This window comes from Streptomyces sp. NPDC059003, assembly GCF_042740445.1.
In the GTDB taxonomy this organism is placed as follows: Bacteria; Actinomycetota; Actinomycetes; order Streptomycetales; family Streptomycetaceae; genus Streptomyces.
This window is the reverse complement of sequence record NZ_JBHYJH010000046.1, coordinates 14,522-33,663: the sequence shown is the minus strand read 5'-3', so window position 1 is coordinate 33,663 and position 19,142 is coordinate 14,522. Positions and strand designations below refer to the sequence as shown.

Sequence of the window (19,142 nt, the reverse complement as noted above, 5' to 3'; positions counted from 1 at the left end):
GTGTCAGGCGGCGCCCATCCGTTCGGTGACCCACGCGTGGAAGAGGCCGATGTGGTGCTCGGTCGGCACGAGCACCCCGCCGTCCCGGTAGGCGCGTGAGGTCATCGCGGGCTGGGTCCGCTCGCACGCCGCGAAGTCCTGCTCGTTGACGCGGTGGAAGAGCTCCACGGACTTCGACAGATCGGCTCCGGAGGCGACGACGTCGGGTGCGTACAGCCAGTCGCACTCGACGACCGTGCGGTCCACCGCGAGCGGGAACATGCGGTGCAGGATCACATGGTCGGGGACGAGGTTGACGAACACCGCCGGTCTGACGGTGATCGCGTAGTAGCGGCGGTCCTGGTCGTCGGCGACCTCCGGAAGGCGGCCGAAGCCCGCGCTGCCGTCGACGGTGAAGCCGCTCACCTCGTCGCCGAACGCGGCCCCGTGCCCCACGTAGTACTGCGCGGCGAAGCCCTCCGCGAACTCCGGCAGGACGTCGGTCAGTTCGGGGTGGATGGTCGCGCAGTGGTAGCACTCCATGAAGTTCTCGACGATCAGCTTCCAGTTGGCGCGCACGTCGTAGCGGACGCGTCGGCCGAGGGCCAGGTCCTGGACGCGGTAGCGCTCGATGGACGCCGCGTCGCCGAGGCGCTCGACGGCCTCGCCGATCACCGTCTCCTCGAAGGAGGGCGGTTCGTCGGCCAGGCACACCCAGGCGTAGCCGAGCCACTCCCGCAGCGCCACCTTGACCAGGCCGTACGCGGCGCGGTCCACGTCCGGCATCCGCGTCAGGTTCGGCGCGGCGATCAGGCGGCCGTCCAGGTCGTACGTCCAGGCGTGGTACGGGCACTGGAGGCTGCGGCGGACCTCGCCCGCGGCGTCGGCGCACAGGCGGGCGCCCCGGTGGCGGCACACGTTGAGGAACGCGCGCAGGCCGCCGTCGCGGGCGCGGGTGATCAGGACGCTCTCGCGGCCGACCTGGACGGTGCGGTACGCGCCGGGCCTGTCGAGGTCGGCGGCGCGCACGGCACAGAACCACAGCGCTTCGAAGAGGTGCTCCTGCTCCTGCCGGAACACCTCGGGGTCGGTGTACGAGCGGCCGGGCAGCGTCGCGATGAGGCTCGCGGGGACCTGGGTCGTCACGTGCGTACTCCTCAAGCGGGCGCGGGGGCGAGCGGGCCGGTGATCCGGCGCGGGTCGAACAGCTCGATGGGGTGGTCGGTGGTGCCGTCGAGCGCCAGGTCGGCGAGGATCTCGCCGACCACCGGCACGAACTTGAAGCCGTGCCCGGAGAAGCCGCACGCCACCGTCACCGACTCCGGGTGCGCCGGGTGCCGGGTGATGACGAAGTGCTCGTCGGGCGTCGTCGTGTACATGCAGGTCGCGGCCTTGATCAGGCGCCCCGGGAGCAGGGGTATCTGCCGTGCCATGTGGTCGGCCATCGCCGCGACCTCGTGCGGGTGCACCGTCCGGTCGATGCTGTCCGGCGTGCACACCGAGCCCTTGCGGAAGAAGGCGACCTTCGCGCCGAGGCCGGGCCCGTCGATCGCGGGGAAGCCGTAGACCTGCACCCCCTGCGCGTCCTCCCAGACGTAGATCGGATGGTGCTCAGGCAGGAACGGGCCGATGCCGCCCGTCGGCTGGAACCAGTACATGATCTGCCGCTCGATGGTGAACGGCACCCCGAGGTCCGCGAGCAGCTCCGGCGCCCAGGCACCCGGGCAGATCACCAACTGGCCCGCGGTGTACGTGTCCTCGGGCGTATGCACACGCACCCCGCCCCGGAACGGCTCCCACCGGGTCACAGGCTCCTCGAAGCGCAGCTCGGCGCCCTGACGCGTGGCGAGCTGGAGGTGCGCGGCGACGGTGTTCTCGGGGCGGACAAGGCCCGCCCGCTTCTCGTAGAGCGCCACTTCCTCGTCGCGCGGGGTGAGCGTCGGGAAGCGGCGGCGGATCTCCTGGGCGTCGAGCATCTCGTGCGGCAGCCCCCAGGTCTCGGCGGAGAGCCGCGCCCCGGAGACCACGCGTCCCTCGGGGAGGCCCACCATGACACCGCCGCACAGGGTGGCGATCCGGCGGCCCGTGTCGCGCTCCAACTGCTCGTACAGCTCATAGGCGCGCAGCAGCAGCGGTACGTACGCGGGGTCCTCGAAGTACGACTGGCGCGTGACCCGTGAACCGCCGTGGCTGGAGCCGCGCTGGTGCACGGGACCGAACTTCTCCAGACCGAGGACGCGGGCCCCGCGCGCGGACAGATGGTGCGCGGCGGCGCTGCCCATGCCGCCGAGGCCGATGACGATCACGTCGTACGTGGGGGTGGTGGGGGACACGGCGGCCTCCTGGGGGAGTGGCGAGGGGGCGGCTTACGGGGCGCCCGGGGCAGGGCAGGGGCACGGGCAGGGGTGGTGGGCTCGGGCTGCGGGGTCAGCACCTGATGCGGGTCATCTCCGGGTCGAAGAGCGGTTCGTCGGCGACGGTCGCGGGCAGCCGCTCGCCGAAGTACTCGATGTGCGTGCCGGTTCCGGAGCTGAGCGGCGGCAGCCAGGCGTACGCGACGCAACGGCCCAGGGTGTAGCCGTACGCGGCGCTGGTGACGTATCCGGCGGGCGTGCGGTCTCCGGAGGGCCTGCCGTCGGCCTGGTCGGCGCCGTCGACGTACACCGGCTCCTTGCCGAGGACGACGGCGGCCGGGTCGTCGAGGAGCAGCGGGGTGAGCCTGCGGGCGCAGGGGCCTCGGCGCTCCAGGGCCGCGCGGCCCACGAAGTCGCCCTTGTCCCTGCGGACCGCGAAGCCCAGGCCCGCCTCGTAGGGATCGTGCTCGGTAGTCATGTCCTGGCCCCACGCGCGGTAGCCCTTCTCCAGACGCAGGCTGTTGAAGGCGCTGCGCCCGGCAGCGACCACGCCGTGTTCCCGGCCGGCGTCCCACAGCGTGTCCCACAGTCGAAGTCCCAGGTCGGCGCTGGTGTACAGCTCCCAGCCGAGCTCGCCGACATAACTCAGGCGCAGCGCCGTCACCGGCACGTGGCCGAGGTATGTCTCGCGCGCCTTGAAGTAGCCGAACGCCTGGTGCGAGAAGTCGTCGCGGGTCAGCGGCTGCACGAGCGCGCGGGCGAGCGGACCCCAGACGCCGACGCAGCACGTCCCTTGGGTGATCTCCCTGATGTGCACGTCGGCGGGCGCGTGCGACTGTAGCCAGGAGAGATCGGCGGGGGAGTTGGCGCCGACCTGGAAGCGGTCGGGGGCGAGCCGTGCCACGGTCAGGTCGGAGCGGACGCCGCCCGCCTCGTCGAGGAGGAGGGTGTAGGTGACCGAACCGGGCTTCTTGCGGAGGTTGTTGGTGGTCATGCGCTGGAGGAAGTCCAGGGCTCCGGGGCCCGTGACCTCCAGACGGCGCAGGGGCGTCATGTCGTACAGCGCGACCCGCTCGCGCGTCGCCCTCGCCTCGGCCGCGGCGATGGGCGACCAGTAGCGGGCGGACCAGGCGTCCCGCGCGGGGACCTCAAGTCCTTCGGCGAGCGGCGCGTTCGCCTCGTACCAGTGCGGGCGCTCCCAGCCGCCGCCTTCCAGGAACTGGGCGCCCAGCTCCACCTGCCGGGCGTGGAAGGGGCTGACGCGCAGCGGGCGAGGCCGGTCGAGGGGCTGCGCCGGGTGGATGACGTCGTAGACCTCGACGAACTGCTGGGCGCCGCGCTCCGCTACGTACGCGGGCGAGCGCTGCGCGTCCTCGAAGCGCGTCAGGTCGCAGTCGTGGACGTCCGTCGCGGGTCGGCCGTCCACCATCCACTCGGCGACCGCCTTGGCCACGCCCGCGGAGTGTGTGACCCACACGGCCTCGGCCAGCCAGAAGCCACGCAGCACAGGGGACTCGCCAAGCAGGGGCATGCCGTCGGGAGTGAAGGAGAACACGCCGTTGAAACCCTGGTCGACCGCCGACTCCTTGAGCGCGGGCAGCAGCCCGCAGCTGTCCTGCCAACTGGGCCCGAAGTCCTCCTCGGTGAAGGGGAAGGCCGAGGGCATGGCGGGCATGGCGGGCATGGTGCGCATCGCGGGTGTGGTGGGTGTGGCAGGCGGGGCGGGCGTCGTGGGCGTTGTGCGCCCGGCCGCCGTGGCCTCGTCGTACGCGGGCACCGTGAACGGGTCGACGGGCAGCGGGCGGTGGGCGTACGAGCCGATGCCGATGCGGTCGATGTGCTCGCGGAAGTACAGGTCCCGGTCCTGGAAGCGGAGGATGGGCCGGGAGGCCTCGGCGTGCGGATCGTTGACGCCTTCGAGCTCGGGCAGGGGCCGGGTCGTCGCGTACTGGTGGGCGAGCGGCTGCAGCGGTACGTCGACGCCCGCCATCCGCCCGATCACCGGACCCCAGAAGCCCGCCGCCGACACCACGTGGTCGGCGGGGAAGGTGCCGCGGTCGGTGACCACGCCGGTCACGCGGCCGTCGGCGCGCTCGATGCCGGTCACCGTGTGCCGGTCGAGGAAGCGGGCGCCGCGCCGCGTGGCCCGGTCGATCTGCGCACGGCAGGCGGGCACGGCCCGGGCGAGTCCGTCGTCGGGGGTGTGCAGACCGCCGAGCACCTGCCCGGTGTCGAGGAGCGGCCACAGCTCCTTGCAGCGCTCGGGGCCCACGACCTCGGCCTGGATGCCCCAGGACGCGGCCAGGCCCGCCTTGCGGTGCAGATCGGCCCAGCGCTCCGGCGTGGTGGCGATTTCGAGGCCGCCGACCGGGTTGAAGCAGGGCAGTCCGTCGACGCGCAGCGAGGTGAACTTCTCGACGGTGTACTGGGCGAACTCGCTCAGCGTCTTGCAGGGGCTGGTCCGGAAGACGAGCCCCGGCGCGTGCGAGGTGGAGCCGCCCGGTGCTGGCAGCGGGCCCTGTTCGAGCACGGTGACGTCGGTCCAGCCGCGGGCGGTCAGCTCGTCGGCGAGCGAGCAGCCGACGATGCCGGCGCCGATGATGACGACGCGGGGGCCGCCGATGGCGACGCGGGTGCCGGGGGTGTGTCCGTGGGTGCGTCCGTCCGGGGTGTCGTGTGGGTCAGGCGTGCGTCCCGCCTCGTGTGCGCCCGTCACAGGACCACCACCGACCGCAGCACCTCGCCGCGCCGCATCGCCGCGAACGCCTCCTCCACCTCGTCCAGGGTGATCTTCTCGGTCACGAAGGCACCGAGGTCGAGCCTGCGGCTGAGGTACTGGTCGACCAGGATGGGGAAGTCCCGCGTGGGCAGACAGTCGCCGTACCAGGAGGACTTGAGCGCCCCGCCGCGCGAGAAGAGCTCGATCAGCGGCAGCTCGACGGTCATCGCCGGGTCGGGCACCCCGACCTGCACGAGCACGCCGGCGTGGTCGCGCATGTGGAACGCCTGCCGGTACGTCTCCGGGACGCCGACCGCGTCGATGGCGACGTCGACGCCGAACCCGCCGGTGAGCCCGCGCACCGCCTCGACGGGGTCCGTGCCACGGGAGTTGACGGTGTGCGTGGCGCCGAACCGCGTCGCGCCGTCGAGCTTCGCGTCGTCGATGTCGACGGCGATGACGCGCCGCGCCCCGGCGAGCGAGGCCCCGGCGATCGCGGCGCAGCCGACGCCGCCGCACCCGATGACGGCGACGGTGTCGCCGCGGCCCACGTTCCCGGTGTTCACCGCGGCCCCGTACCCGGCCATCACACCGCAGCCGATCAGGCCTGCGGCCTCCGGGCGCGCCGCCGGGTCGACCTTCACGGCCTGGCCCGCGGCCACCAGAGTCTGCTGCGCGAAGGCGCCGATGCCGAGCGCGGCGGTGAGCGGCGTGCCGTCGAGGAGGGTCATGGCCTGGGTGGCGTTGCGCGAGTCGAAGCAGTACCAGGGGCGGCCGCGCAGACAGGACCGGCAGGCGCCGCACGGCGCGCGCCACGCGATGATCACGTAGTCGCCCGGCCTGAGGTCGTCGACGTCGGGGCCGACCGCCTCGACGGTGCCCGCGGCCTCGTGCCCGAGCAGGAACGGGAAGCCGTCGCCGATCGCGCCCTCCCGGTAGTGCAGATCCGTGTGACAGACCCCGCAGGCCTGCACGGAGACAAGTGCCTCTCCCGGTCCGGGATCCGGCACGACGATCGTCTGCACCTCGACGGGTGCGCCCTTCTTCGCGGCGACGACGCCACGGACCTCGTGTGGCACGGCCAGGCTCCTCTGCGGAACGTTGCGCGACTGCGCGCAAGCGCGGGCTGTTGTTGCGTACTCCACGACAAGTTGCGCTATCGGAGACATCGTGCGAGCGGCATCAAGGAGCCGTCAAGGGGGCGGAGCGCCGAGCAGGGAAGCCAGGAAGCCAGGAAGCCGGGGCGTGGGAAGGGGCCGTGGTTCGGGGGGAGTGCGGGAGGCGGCAGGCTGTGGTGTGCGGCGCGGGGGACGGCGGGCCGCGGTGCGCGAGAAGCGCCGGGCCAGGAAGTCCTGGCCCGGCGCTCGGTGCGGGAGTACGTCGGGGGCGCGCCCCGCGGGGTCAGAAGCCGTAGCCCATCCGGCGCGACAGCTCCACGGCCGCCGCGACCGTGCGCTTCGCGAGTTCCGTGAGCCGGTCCTCCGTCAGCCGGTACACCGGCCCGGACGCGCTGAGCGCCCCGATGACCTTGCCGTCGTGCGCGCGCACCGGTGCCGCGACGGCGGCGAGGCCCACCTCCAGCTCCTCGACGGCGGTCGCGAAGCCCTGCTCGGTGACGTTCTCCAACTCGCCGCGCAGCGCCACCGTCCCGGTCACCGTGTGCTCCGTGAAGCGGGGCAGGGTCCGGGCGACCAGGCCCTCGCGCAGGGTCGTCGGGAGGTGGGCGAGCAGCACCTTCCCGCTGGACGTGGCGTGCAGCGGGGTGCGGCGGCCGAGCCAGTTCTGGGCGGTCACGGAGGCCGGGCCGCGGGCCTGCATGATGTTGACCGCGGCGTCGTCGTCGAGGACCGCGATGTTGACCGTCTCGCCCAGCTCGTCGGCGAGCTCCCGGCAGACGGGGCCGCCCTCCTGGGAGATGTCCATGCGCACGGCCGCGGCGCCCGCGAGGCGCAGCACGCCCGCGCCGAGGAAGTACTTGCCGCGGTCCTTGGCCTGGCCGACGAGCCCGCGGTTCTCCAGGACGCCGAGCAGCCGGAACGCCGTCGACTTGTGCACGCCCAGCTCGTCGGCGATCTCGGTGACACCGGTCTCGCCGTGCCGGGCCAGGATCTCCAGGACGCTCACGGCGCGGTCCACGGACTGGACCGAGGAGGCCGCCGCTCTGGCCTGCCCCGGCCGGGGCTTCGCCGGCTTCGCGGACGGGGGCTCGGCGGGCTCGGCCGCCGCGACCTTGGGCTTCGCCGGCCTCGTGGGCTTGGTCGACTTGGCCGCCTTCGCTGCCTTCGCCGCCCTGGGCCTCGCGGCCTGAGGCTTCGCGGGCGGCTCCGCAAGCTCCGGCTTCGCGGGCTGCGGCTCGGCAAGCTCCGGCTTCGCGGGCTGCGGCTCCGAGGGTGTCGCCGGGGCCTCCCCGGGCACTTCCTGAGGCGTCTCCCGGGGCGTTCCCCGAGGCGTTGTGCGGCGCGGCTCCCCGTTCTGGTCAGGCTGTTTCCGCGTGCGGGTCATATCTCAACTCTCACCACTTGGCGGCCGGTTGAAGCCGCGTCCCAGGGAGGCCCTTGACGCGACGGGCTTCCCACCGGATTCTGTTGCGCATAGCGCTCTCTGGTGCGCCATATGAAACTTCATGTTACCGAAGCGTCCCTGGCCGAAACGGCCTCGGAACGGGCCGAGATTCCAGAGGGGGGCCCATGATTCCCGTCTGCCGCCTCGAAGACCTCCCCGCGGGCGAAGCCGTCCGCCTCGACACCACACCGCCGGTCGCGGTGTTCAACGCCGACGGGGCGCTGTACGCCGTCGACGACACCTGCAGCCACCAGGACGCGTCCCTCTCCGAGGGCTGGCTCGAAGGCTGCCTCATCGAGTGCCCGCTGCACGCCGCCTCGTTCGATCTGCGGACCGGGGAGGCGACGTGCCTGCCCGCGCGCCGACCGGTGCGCACGCATCGTGTCACTGTCGTCGACGGGGTGATCCACGTCCAGGTGACGGCCACGCCGGCGACCGCGACCGAGGCGGGCTCCGTGGCGGGCGGCTCCGCCGCATGAAGGGCCGCTGCGGACAGAGGAGCACGGGGAGCACGGGGAGCCCGGCCACCGTCACCGTGGTGGGCGCGTCCCTCGCCGGGCTCTACGCGGCACGTGAGCTCCGCGCCCAGGGCTTCGACGGGCGCCTCGTGATCGTCGGCGCGGAGCCGCACGCGCCGTACGACCGCCCGCCGCTGTCCAAGGACTTCCTGACCGGCGCCGGCGACGAGGCCCCGCTCGCCCTGACCGACGGCGAGGAGATGTCCGGCCTCGACGCCGAGTGGCTCCTCGGCGTCCCCGCGAGCGGCCTCGACCCGCGGGGCCGCGCCGTGCTCCTCGCCGACGGCCGTACGGTCGACACGGACGGCGTGGTCATCGCGACCGGCGCGTCGGCCCGCCGACTGCCGGGGCCAGGGCCAGCACCAGGACCAGGGCCCGGCCCGGGGCCGGAGTTGGAGCCGGGATCCGGGCCCCGTCTCGCGGGCGTCCACACCCTGCGCACCCTCGACGACGCCCGCGCCCTGCGCGCCGAACTCGCCGCAGGACCGCGCCGGGCCGTGGTGATCGGCGGCGGCTTCATCGGAGCGGAAACCGCCTCGTCGTGTGTGGCGCTCGGCCACCACGTCACGGTCGTCGAGGCCGCGCCCCTGCCCCTGATCCCCCAACTCGGCTCGGACATGGCCGCGTTCTGCGCCGACCTGCACCGGCGGGGCGGCGCGCGGCTGCTCACGGGAACGGGCGTGGCCCGCCTTGTGCGGCTGCGTACGAAGGACGTGTACCAGGTCACCGCCGTGGAGCTGGCCGACGGCCGCCTCCTGCCCGCCGACGTGGTCGTCGTCGGCATCGGCGCCGTGCCCAACACCGCCTGGCTCACGGGATCGCCGCTCCCGCTCCGCGACGGCGTCCTGTGCGACGCGGGCTGCGTCACCGCGCTGCCGCAGGTGGTCGCGGTCGGAGACGTCGCCCGCGTCGGCGGCTCGCGCGCCGAGCACTGGACGAGCGCCACGGAGCAACCCCGTGTGGCCGTACGGAACTTGCTCGCCGGTCACACCGCGGAGACGGTCACCGCGGTGCCGTACTTCTGGTCCGATCAGTACGGCTCCCGCATCCAGTTCGCGGGCCACCGCCACGCCGACGCCACCGTCCGCATCGCGGAGGGCGCTCCGGACGACGGCTGCTTCCTCGCCGTGTACGAACACGAGGGGCGGCCGACGGCTGTCCTGGCGGTCGACCTCCCGCGCCCGTTCATGAGGATGCGAAGGGAGCTGCGGGCACGGCACATGGCCGCAGCGTGACGGCGGGCCGGAGGGAAACCGGGCCCCACGCGCCGCTCTCGTTGATCGGCGGGACGGAGTCCGGCGGGACGGGACGCACGTCAGGAGTGCGACAACTGCCGGGACCCGCCCCGCCTCCGTATGCCCTCCTTGGTGCGGGCGGCGACACGGGCATGGCGGCGGGCCCGGCGTCGCTCGCGCCGCAGCCGGCGCGCGGTGCTGCTCGGCGTCGACACGACTCCGTCGCGCTGGACCCACACCTGGCGGGTCACCCAGACGTCGAGCACGCTCCATGTGGCCACGACCGTGCTGGCCACGCTGCTGAGCACCATGGGGAAGGCCAGCCAGGACTCGGCGAGTGCACAGAAGAACGCCGTCATCGCCTGGATGAGCGTCAACGCGACGATGAGTACGGCCCGGACGGCCGCCGTGCGCACCGGGTCCGGCAGTCGCGGGCGGGCGGCGGCTTCCTCGACCCACAGGGGGCGCCGCGACGGGCCGTCATAGGTGTCGTCCCGGCCGGTGGTTCCTGTCCGCCACGCCGCGTCGGCCGTGGTCCGTGACGCCGACGCCCTGTCCTCCCGGCGTATCGCCGCCTCCGTGCCCTTGCGTGCCGCCAACTCGTCGTCCATCAGCGCGCGTTCATCCTTCGCGCGCCCCGCGGACGCCCTGTGGCGCTCCGTCGTGCCCATCAATTCGTCCCTCCCCCGTTGTCGTGCGCCGCGTGGCGGTCACCGGGAGCCCTCATGCCCGACTCCCTCCTGGCTGCCCGTTTTACTCTGCTTTATTCCGCGTCATCAGGCCCCTCCGCGGCGCGGGTGCCGCACTCAAGTCTCCGCCCCCGCCTCGTAAGTCTCCGCACCCGCCTCGTACTGATCGACGAACGAACCCCGCCGAAGATTCCCGCACCACGCAAGACCGCAGGAGACCACACGGAACCACGTGCGCCGCGGCCACCTCCGGCGATGGGCTGCGTGCGGGGAACACTTCAGGCCAACTGGCCCTGCACGCAAGGACGGTGGGGCCGCCCGGCCCGTTCCCTTTCGGGGAGACAATCTCCCGCAATGGGCGGACAACTTCGGACGATCCTTTCGCGTCACGGCTGAAAAGTGCCCGGACGCTCCTTCGAGTTGCTCGTGTGTCAGTAGTAGGCTCGCGCCGTTTGTTGACGCACATGCGTGCCCCTGGCCGAACGCGCGGCTGCACGGGGCCCGATCTGGGGGAGGCCATGCGCTTTCGCGGGAAGTCAATCCGCCGGAAGATCGTGGCATTGCTGCTCGTGCCGCTCGTGTCCCTCACGGCGATCTGGGGCTTCGCGACCTTCGTCACCGGCCGCGAGGCGAACAAGCTCATCGACACCGCGTACATCATCGACGAGCTCGCCAGGCCCATCCAGGACACGGCGCACGTCGTCCAGGAGGAGCGCCGCCAGACCCTCGTCTACCTCGCGGACCCGCGTGCGTCGGACGCGCTCGCCGAGCTGCGCCGCAGCCGCCGCGCCACCGACAGACTGGTCGCCGAGGTCAAGGCCGAGGCCACGAGCTCGGACGCCCGCGACGTCCTGGACGGCCGCTCCGAGGACCGCATGACCGTCATCCTGGACGCCTTCGACGGCATCGACGCGCTGCGCCGCACCGTCGAGGAGGGCACCATCAGCCGGGACAAGGCGCTGAAGATGTACACGCGCCTGACCGACCCCTGCTACGGCTTCCTGACGACGCTCAACGCCCTGGACGACGTGAGCATCACCGCGCAGAGCCGCGCCCTGGTGGGCGTGGACCAGGCCAGGGAACTCCTGTCCCGTGAGGACGCGTTGATCGGCTCCTCCCTGGTGGTGGGCACGGTCACCAAGGGCGAGATCCGCCAGGCCACCGACCTGATGGCGCAGCGCACCCTGCTCCTCGACACCAGCCTCGCACAGCTCCCCAACAACGAACGGGCCCGCTACGAGCGCTACTGGAACGGCGCCGAGACGACCCGCCTGCGCGACGCCGAGCGGTCCCTCGTGGCATCCGGACCCGGCACCCCGCGCGCGGTCACCGCGTCCGACTGGGACCGGGAGGCGGACAAGGTCCTCCAGGGCCTCGACGAGCGCAACGACGCCGCCATCGACCGTCTGCGCGACCGGGCGCGCCCGGAAGCCGTCAACGTGATCGTGCAGCTGGCCGTCGCGGGCGTGGTCGGCCTCCTTGCGGTGCTCGTCTCCGTCTTCCTCTCGGTGCGCATCGGCCGGAGCCTGATCCGCGACCTGCGCCGCCTGCGCCTGGAGGCCCACGAGGCGTCCGGCGTGCGGCTGCCCGGCCTGCTGCGGCGCCTCGCGGCGGGCGAGCAGGTCGACGTCGAGACCGAGGCACCGCGCCTGAGCTACGAGAAGGACGAGATCGGACAGGTCGGCCAGGCGCTCAACACGCTGCAGCGCGCCGCCGTCGAGGCCACCGTGAAACAGGCCGACCTGCGCCGCGGCGTCTCCGAAGTGTTCGTGAACCTCGCCCGCCGCAGCCAGGTCCTGCTGCACAAGCAGCTCACGCTCCTCGACACCATGGAGCGCAGGACCGAGGACACCGACGAACTCGCCGACCTCTTCCGCCTCGACCACCTGACCACCCGCATGCGGCGCCACGCCGAGGGCCTCGTGATCCTCTCCGGCGCCGCGCCCTCCCGCCAGTGGCGCAAGCCCGTCCAGCTCATGGACGTCGTCCGCGCCGCCGTTGCCGAGGTGGAGGACTACGAGCGCATCGAGGTACGCCGACTGCCGCGCATCGCGGTCACCGGACCCGCCGTCGCCGACCTCACCCACCTCCTCGCCGAACTCCTGGAGAACGCCACGGTGTTCTCGCCCCCGCACACAGCGGTGCAGGTCCTCGGTGAGCACGTCGCCAACGGCTTCACCCTGGAGATCCACGACCGCGGCCTCGGCATGGCGTCCGACGCGCTCCTGGACGCCAACCTCCGCCTCGCCGAGACCCCCGAGTTCGAGCTGTCCGACACCGACCGGCTCGGCCTCTTCGTAGTGAGCCGCCTCGCCCAGCGCCAGCGGGTCCGCGTGTCCCTCCAGCCCTCCCCGTACGGCGGCACCACCGCCGTCGTGTTCATCCCGGAGTCGCTGCTCACCGACGACGTCCCCGACACCGGAGGCGTCGGGTTCCGCCTCGACCGGCCACAGCCCGCGAAGTCCGTGAGCGGCGACACCGCGGGCGACCGCGCGGCCGCCCTCGCCCAGGTGCCCGTCGAACTGCCCGGCCTGCCCGCCTCGGTCCTGGACGGCCCCATCGAGCTGGAGGCACCGGTCGGCATGGCGGGCCTGGATGCGTTTCCCGGCGCCCTGGGCGACGAGGACAGCGAGCGCGGCGGCCTGTTCCGGCCGCGCCGCCGCGTCACCGACAGCGCCGGCGAGCAGCACCAGCTGGCGCGCGACGCACGCGAACCGGGTGCCGGGGAGCCCGCCCGCACCGCCGACTCCCCGGGGCACGACATGCCGGAACTCGACGTCTCCGTAGACGACGATTTCGCCCCCGGAGACGCGGTGCCGCTGCCCCGCCGCCGCACCCCCAAACTGGTCTCCTCGCACGGCCGCCGCGTCGGCCCCGCCCCCACCCGCACCCGTGACACGGACGCGGTGGACGCCGTCGACCTGGACGCGGAGACCGACGACGCACGTGGCCTGCGTGACGCGGGCGCCGGACGCCCCGGCCGCGGGCCCGAACGGGACGCCCGGCCCACGGGCCCCGGGGCCCTCGACGCCCGGCCGGAGATCGGCCCCGCGCGCGGGGGACCCGACCAACGCGTACGCGACGGCCTCGACCTGCCCGCGCGGGACGCCCTCAGCACCCCCGCGCGCGACACCACAGGGCGCGCGGGCCTCGACCTGCCGCGCCGCCCGCGGACCGACTCCGGCTGGCCCGACCCGCCCGCGCCCCGCCCGGCCAGGACCGGGACGCCGCCCGACCCGCAGCCGCTCCTGCCCAGGCGCCGCCCGGTGACGGACGCGCCGCGGCCCACCACCCGCACGGATACAGCGCCCGGTGCGGACCGGGCGGCAAGGACGGACAGAGAACCCATGGACCGGGCCGCAGGCAGCACCGGCACGCCGCCCCGGACGGCGCCCCAGGACCCCGTGCCCACCCTCGGCGGCCTGCCGCGCCGCGTGCGGCAGGCGAGCCTCGCACCGCAGCTGAAGGAGGGCCCCGACAGCCGTACGGAGCGGGGTGCGACCCCGGCCGGGACCAGCGGCCCGGAGGAGCGCGACGCCGACGAGGTACGCAGCCGCATGGCCTCGCTCCAGCGGGGCTGGCAGCGCGGACGTGAAGAGAATGCCGCGGGCGACAGCGCCCCCGACGGCACAGCACCAGGAACGACATCTGAGGGGGACGGTCGATGACCGCACCGAAGGCCGACGCACGCACCACCGCGACCGGGGGGTCGGGCGAGCTGAACTGGCTCCTCGACGACTTGGTGGAGCGTGTCGCCAGCATCCGCAAAGCGCTCGTGCTCTCCGGGGACGGCCTGCCCACGGGCGTGTCCAAGAACCTGACCCGTGAGGACAGCGAGCACCTGGCCGCCGTCGCGTCCGGATTCCACAGCCTCGCCAAGGGCGTCGGACGCCACTTCGACGCGGGCAAGGTCCGGCAGACGGTCGTCGAGCTCGACGACGCGTTCCTGTTCGTCACGGCGGCGGGCGACGGCAGCTGCCTCGCCGTGCTCGCGGCGGCGGACTCCGACGTCGGCCTGGTGGCGTACGAGATGACGCTGCTGGTCAAGAGGGTGGGTGTGCATCTGGGTTCGGCGCCGCGCACCGACCTGCCCACGGGAGGGTAGTGGGAGGTCATGAGCGACGACGGTCGGTCCCCCCAGACCCCTCAGTCCGCCCAGGCTTCCCAGTCTGCGCACCGCTGGTTCGACGACGACGCCGGACCGGTGGTGCGCCCGTACGCCATGACGCGCGGCCGCACCTCCAGTGCGGGCCAGCACCGCCTCGACCTCATCGCGGTCGTGATCGCGGAGTCCCGTGCCGACGGCACGGAGGCCGACCAGACCCTGTCACCGGAGCACGTGGACATCGTCGACCTCTGCCGTGACAGTCCGCAGTCCGTCGCGGAACTCGCGGCGGAACTGGACCTTCCCATCGGTGTGGTCCGCGTCCTGATCGGTGACCTCGTAGACGACCGGCTGGTGCACGTGACCCGCCCCGTACCCCCCGCCGAGCTGCCGGACGAGAGTATTCTGCGCGACGTGATCGACGGCCTCCGGGCGCTCTGAACAGCGCGAAAGCGGGGATTGAGACGTGACAGGCTGGCAGTTCTGGGTCGACAGGGGCGGTACGTTCACGGATGTCGTCGCGCGTCACCCGGACGGCCGCCTGCTCACCCACAAGCTTCTGTCGGACAACCCCGCGCGCTATGCCGACGCGGCGGTCGAAGGCATCACGCAACTCCTGGCCGGCGCGGGCGCGTTGGACGGAGCGGACCTGCGCGCCGTACCGATCGACGCCGTCCGGATGGGCACCACCGTCGCCACCAACGCCCTTCTGGAGCGCAAGGGTGAGCCCACGGCGCTCGTCATCACCCGCGGCTTCCGCGACGCCCTGCGCATCGCCTACCAGAACCGCCCCCGGATCTTCGCCCGCGAAATCGTCCTCCCCGAAGCGCTCTACGCCCGAGTAGTCGAAGTTGACGAGCGCGTCGCAGCGGATGGTGAAATTCTCCGCGAACCCGACCTGGACGCGCTCGCCGCACCGCTGCGGCAGGCCTACGACGAGGGGATCCGGGCCGTCGCCGTCGTCTGCATGCACAGCCATCTCCACCCCGCCCACGAAGAGGCGGTCGGCGCGCTCGCCCGCCGCATCGGCTTCCCCCAGGTCTCGCTGTCCAGTGAGGTCAGCCCCCTGATGAAGCTCGTCCCGCGCGGGGACACCGCCGTCGTCGACGCCTACCTCTCGCCCGTCCTGCGCCGCTACGTCCAGCACGTCGCCGACGAACTCCAGGGCGTACGGCTGATGTTCATGCAGTCCAACGGCGGGCTCGCCGAAGCGGGGCAGTTCCGCGGCAAGGACGCCATCCTGTCCGGCCCCGCGGGCGGCATCGTGGGCATGGCCCGCATGTCGAAGCTCGCCGGGTTCGACCGGGTCATCGGCTTCGACATGGGAGGCACGTCGACGGACGTGTCGCACTACGCGGGGGAGTACGAGCGGGTCTTCACCACGCAGATCGCCGGCGTACGGCTGCGCGCGCCCATGCTCGACATCCACACCGTCGCCGCGGGCGGCGGCTCCGTGCTGCACTTCGACGGCAGCCGCTACCGCGTGGGGCCCGACTCGGCGGGCGCCGACCCCGGCCCGGCCTGCTACCGGGGCGGCGGCCCCCTGACGGTCACCGACGCCAACGTGGCGCTCGGCCGCGTCCAGGCCGCCCACTTCCCCCGGGTGTTCGGCCCGGGCGGCGACGAGCCGCTCGACGACGCGCTCGTCCGTGACCGGTTCGCCGCGCTCGCCCGCGAGATCACCGACCGGACCGGTGACGACCGCACCCCCGAGCAGGTCGCCGAGGGCTATCTGCAGATCGCCGTCGCCAACATCGCCGCGGCCGTCAAGCGGATCTCCGTCCAGAAGGGCCACGACGTCACGCGCTACGCCCTGACGACGTTCGGCGGCGCGGGCGGCCAGCACGCCTGCATGGTCGCGGACTCCCTCGGCATCCGCACCGTCCTCGTGCCTCCCATGGCGGGCGTCCTGTCCGCGCTGGGCATCGGTCTCGCCGACACGACGGCGATGCGCGAGCAGTCCGTGGAGGCGCCCCTGGAGGCGTCCTCGATGCCCCATGTCCGCAAGACCGCCGACGACCTGGAGGAGGCGGCCCGCGCCGAGCTCCTCGCCGAGGACGTGCCCGCCGACCGCGTGCACGTCGCGCGCCGCGCCCATCTGCGCTACGACGGCACCGACACCACGCTCACCGTGGAGCTGACCGAGCCGGACGCCATGACCCGCGCCTTCGAGGAGCGCCACCGCGCCACCTACTCGTTCACCCTGGACCGCCCCCTCGTGGTCGAAGCCCTCTCCGTGGAGGCCACCGGCCTCACCCACCCTCCGGACCTGTCGGTGCTCGGCGCCGCCACCACCGACGGCGGCACCGCGCGGACCGTACGCCTGCACACCGGTGGCGCCTGGCGCGACGTCCCCCTGCGCAGCCGCGAACACCTGCCGCCCGGCGAGACCGTCACCGGGCCCGCGATCATCACCGAGGCCGGTGCCACGACCGTCGTGGACGACGGCTGGCGGGCTGCCATGACCGACGACGGGCACCTGATCATGGAACGCGTCGCGGCGCCCCCGAGTTCCCGCGCGGGCACGGAGGCCGACCCGGTCCTCCTCGAAGTCTTCAACAACCTCTTCATGTCGATCGCCGAACAGATGGGCGCCCGCCTGGAGTCCACCGCCCAGTCGGTCAACATCAAGGAGCGGCTGGACTTCTCCTGCGCCCTGTTCGACCCGGACGGCAACCTGGTCGCCAACGCCCCCCACATCCCCGTCCACCTGGGCTCCATGGGCACCAGCGTCAAGGAGGTCATCCGCCGCCGCGGCCCGGCCATGCGCCCGGGCGACACCTACGCGGTCAACGACCCGTACCACGGCGGAACCCACCTCCCGGACGTCACCGTCATCACCCCCGTCTTTGACGCTCCGGGGGAGCGGATCCTCTTCTACGTAGCGTCGCGCGGCCACCACGCGGAGATCGGCGGCATCGCGCCCGGCTCCATGCCCGCGCACAGCCGCACCATCGACGAGGAGGGCATCCTCTTCGACAACTGGCTCCTCGTGGAGGCGGGCCGGTTCCGCGAGGCCGAGACGCTGCGGCTCCTGACGAAGACCCGCTACCCCTCCCGCAACCCCGCCACCAACCTCGCCGATCTGCGCGCCCAGATCGCCGCCAACCAGAAGGGCGTCGACGAGGTCGCCCGCATGATCGCCACCTTCGGCCTCGACGTCGTCCAGGCCTACATGCGGCACGTCCAGGACAACGCCGAGGACTCCGTGCGGCGCGTCATCGACGCCCTGGAGGACGGCGCGTACGCGTACGAGACCGACTCCGGCGCCGTCATCCGCGTCCGTGTCACCGTGGACCGCCAACAGCGCTCGGCCACGGTGGACTTCACGGGCACGTCACCCCAACTGACGAGCAACTTCAACGCGCCGTTCGCCGTGGTCAACGCCGCCGTCCTGTACGTCTTCCGCACCCTCGTGGACGACGACATCCCCCTCAACGACGGCTGTCTGCGCCCCCTGCGCATCATCGTGCCCTCCGGGACCCTGCTGTCGCCCGAGCCGCCGGCGGCCGTCGTCGCGGGCAACGTGGAGACCTCGCAGGCCATCACCGGCGCCCTCTACGCGGCGCTCGGCGTGCAGGCCGAGGGCTCCGGGACGATGAACAACGTCACCTTCGGCAACGACCGGTACCAGTACTACGAGACCGTGGCCTCCGGATCCGGCGCGGGCGACGGCTTCCACGGGGCGTCCGTCGTGCAGACCCACATGACCAACTCGCGCCTCACCGATCCGGAAGTCCTGGAGTGGCGGCTGCCGGTCGTCCTGGAGGAGTTCGCGGTGCGGCACGGCAGCGGCGGCGACGGCCGCTGGCGCGGCGGTGACGGGGCCGTGCGCCGCATCCGCTTCCGGGAGCCCATGACCGTCTCCACGCTGTCCCAGCACCGCAGGGTGGCCCCGTACGGCATGGCGGGCGGCGAGCCGGGCGCACTCGGCTCGGGCCGCGTGGAGCGTGCCGACGGCGACGTGGTGCGGCTCGAAGGCAGCGACTCGGCGGACGCGGGCCCCGGTGACGTCCTCGTGATCGAAACCCCCGGAGGCGGCGGATACGGACCGTCGCCCGACTGACGCACGCGCCCCCACGCCTGCCGGCCCCCTGGCCGGTGGCTGACTGACAGATGACGGACTGACGGATAACCGAACGACAGATAGCTGAACAATAGATACCCGAACGACAGATAACCGACTGATGACTGACTTAAGGATCCGGGAGAAGAGAGCAATGATCTTCAAGCGTTCTGAGCGCGGCACGCCCCCCGTCGAGCCGGTCACGCTGAAGATCCTGGTGGCGGGCGGCTTCGGCGTGGGCAAGACGACCCTCGTCGGCGCGGTCAGCGAGATCAAGCCGCTGCGCACGGAGGAGGCGCTCAGCGAGGCGGGCCGTCCGGTCGACGACACCGACGGCGTCCCGGGCAAGTACACCACCACCGTGGCCATGGACTTCGGCCGGATCACGCTCCGCGAGGACCTGGTCCTGTACCTCTTCGGCACGCCCGGACAGGACCGCTTCTGGTTCCTGTGGGACGAGCTGGCGACCGGTGCGCTCGGCGCCGTCGTCCTCGCCGATACCCGCCGCCTGGAGGACTGCTTCGCCGCCGTCGACTACTTCGAGCGCCGCTCCATACCCTTCGTGGTCGGCGTGAACTGCTTCGAGGGCGCGTCCCGCTACCCGGCGGACGCGGTGCGCCAGGCCCTGGACCTCGACCCGGGCACCCCCGTGGTGCTGTGCGATGCCCGGGAGAAGGAGTCGGTCAAGGAGGTCCTCATCGACGTGGTCGAGCACGCGATGGCGGTCGGCTCCGCGGCCCGGGAGCCTGTCACCACCTGAGGCCCCGGCCCCGCGCGGTCGGCCCTCCCTCCAGGGAGCGCACGGCCCGTACCCCCGCCGACCGGGGTACGAGCCGTGGCCCCGTCGCACGCGCGCGTGCCGCACGGGAGCGCCATCACGCGCGCGTGCCGTCTCACGGTGTACGCCGCACCGGA

General features: G+C 72.9%; 13 protein-coding genes. 7 read left to right on the top strand and 6 right to left on the bottom strand.

The genetic code is table 11. The features are described from left to right. Positions 1-3 precede the first annotated feature (3 nt). The 5 genes from ACFWZ5_RS18310 to ACFWZ5_RS18290 form a co-directional block, all read right to left on the bottom strand. On the bottom strand, positions 4-1,125 hold the full coding sequence (locus ACFWZ5_RS18310) for an aromatic ring-hydroxylating dioxygenase subunit alpha (protein ID WP_384794659.1): 1,122 nt from the start codon (positions 1,123-1,125) through the stop codon (positions 4-6). A gap of 11 nt (positions 1,126-1,136) precedes the next feature. Beyond that, positions 1,137-2,312 (bottom strand): N-methyl-L-tryptophan oxidase, encoded by a 1,176-nt coding sequence (gene solA / locus ACFWZ5_RS18305; protein ID WP_384794657.1) that lies wholly within the window; start codon positions 2,310-2,312, stop codon positions 1,137-1,139. A gap of 94 nt (positions 2,313-2,406) precedes the next feature. After that, positions 2,407-4,956 carry an FAD-dependent oxidoreductase gene (locus ACFWZ5_RS18300; RefSeq protein WP_384794697.1) on the bottom strand — a complete coding sequence of 850 codons (2,550 nt, stop codon included), beginning with the start codon at positions 4,954-4,956 and terminating at the stop codon, positions 2,407-2,409. An 89-nt stretch (positions 4,957-5,045) separates the two neighbouring features. Further along, complete coding sequence (locus ACFWZ5_RS18295) at positions 5,046-6,131, bottom strand: S-(hydroxymethyl)mycothiol dehydrogenase (protein WP_384794655.1); 1,086 nt, start codon at positions 6,129-6,131, stop codon at positions 5,046-5,048. 322 nt (positions 6,132-6,453) lie between these two features. Beyond that, positions 6,454-7,188: an IclR family transcriptional regulator gene (locus tag ACFWZ5_RS18290; protein WP_384794695.1), complete on the bottom strand. Its 735-nt coding sequence runs from the start codon at positions 7,186-7,188 to the stop codon at positions 6,454-6,456. A gap of 551 nt (positions 7,189-7,739) precedes the next feature. On the opposite strand from ACFWZ5_RS18290, the gene ACFWZ5_RS18285 reads away from it, so the two are divergent. Continuing rightward, entirely contained in the window at positions 7,740-8,093 is a 354-nt protein-coding gene (locus ACFWZ5_RS18285; protein ID WP_384794653.1) for a bifunctional 3-phenylpropionate/cinnamic acid dioxygenase ferredoxin subunit, read from the top strand. Beyond that, positions 8,090-9,367 carry an NAD(P)/FAD-dependent oxidoreductase gene (locus ACFWZ5_RS18280; RefSeq protein ID WP_384794651.1) on the top strand — a complete coding sequence of 426 codons (1,278 nt, stop codon included), beginning with the start codon at positions 8,090-8,092 and terminating at the stop codon, positions 9,365-9,367. The genes ACFWZ5_RS18285 and ACFWZ5_RS18280 overlap by 4 nt, the downstream gene beginning before the upstream one ends. Positions 9,368-9,447: 80 nt before the next feature. Here the strand turns inward: ACFWZ5_RS18280 and ACFWZ5_RS18275 are convergent, their stop codons facing one another. Beyond that, entirely contained in the window at positions 9,448-9,978 is a 531-nt protein-coding gene (locus ACFWZ5_RS18275; RefSeq protein ID WP_384794649.1) for a hypothetical protein, read from the bottom strand. 596 nt (positions 9,979-10,574) lie between these two features. Here ACFWZ5_RS18275 and ACFWZ5_RS18270 point away from each other — a divergent pair. The 5 genes from ACFWZ5_RS18270 (at position 10,575) to ACFWZ5_RS18250 (ending at position 18,987) form a co-directional block, all read left to right on the top strand. Further along, on the top strand, positions 10,575-13,724 hold the full coding sequence (locus ACFWZ5_RS18270; protein WP_384794647.1) for a nitrate- and nitrite sensing domain-containing protein: 3,150 nt from the start codon (positions 10,575-10,577) through the stop codon (positions 13,722-13,724). Beyond that, positions 13,721-14,161: a roadblock/LC7 domain-containing protein gene (locus ACFWZ5_RS18265; RefSeq protein ID WP_384794645.1), complete on the top strand. Its 441-nt coding sequence runs from the start codon at positions 13,721-13,723 to the stop codon at positions 14,159-14,161. Before ACFWZ5_RS18270 ends, ACFWZ5_RS18265 begins: the two co-directional genes overlap by 4 nt. A gap of 9 nt (positions 14,162-14,170) precedes the next feature. Continuing rightward, positions 14,171-14,602 (top strand): DUF742 domain-containing protein, encoded by a 432-nt coding sequence (locus tag ACFWZ5_RS18260; protein ID WP_384794643.1) that lies wholly within the window; start codon positions 14,171-14,173, stop codon positions 14,600-14,602. A 25-nt stretch (positions 14,603-14,627) separates the two neighbouring features. Next, positions 14,628-18,227 carry a hydantoinase B/oxoprolinase family protein gene (locus ACFWZ5_RS18255; RefSeq protein ID WP_384890848.1) on the top strand — a complete coding sequence of 1,200 codons (3,600 nt, stop codon included), beginning with the start codon at positions 14,628-14,630 and terminating at the stop codon, positions 18,225-18,227. A 154-nt stretch (positions 18,228-18,381) separates the two neighbouring features. Further along, the gene (locus ACFWZ5_RS18250; RefSeq protein WP_384800681.1) at positions 18,382-18,987 is read left to right on the top strand and encodes an ATP/GTP-binding protein; all 606 of its coding nucleotides are present in this window, start codon (positions 18,382-18,384) and stop codon (positions 18,985-18,987) included. Positions 18,988-19,142 lie beyond the last annotated feature (155 nt).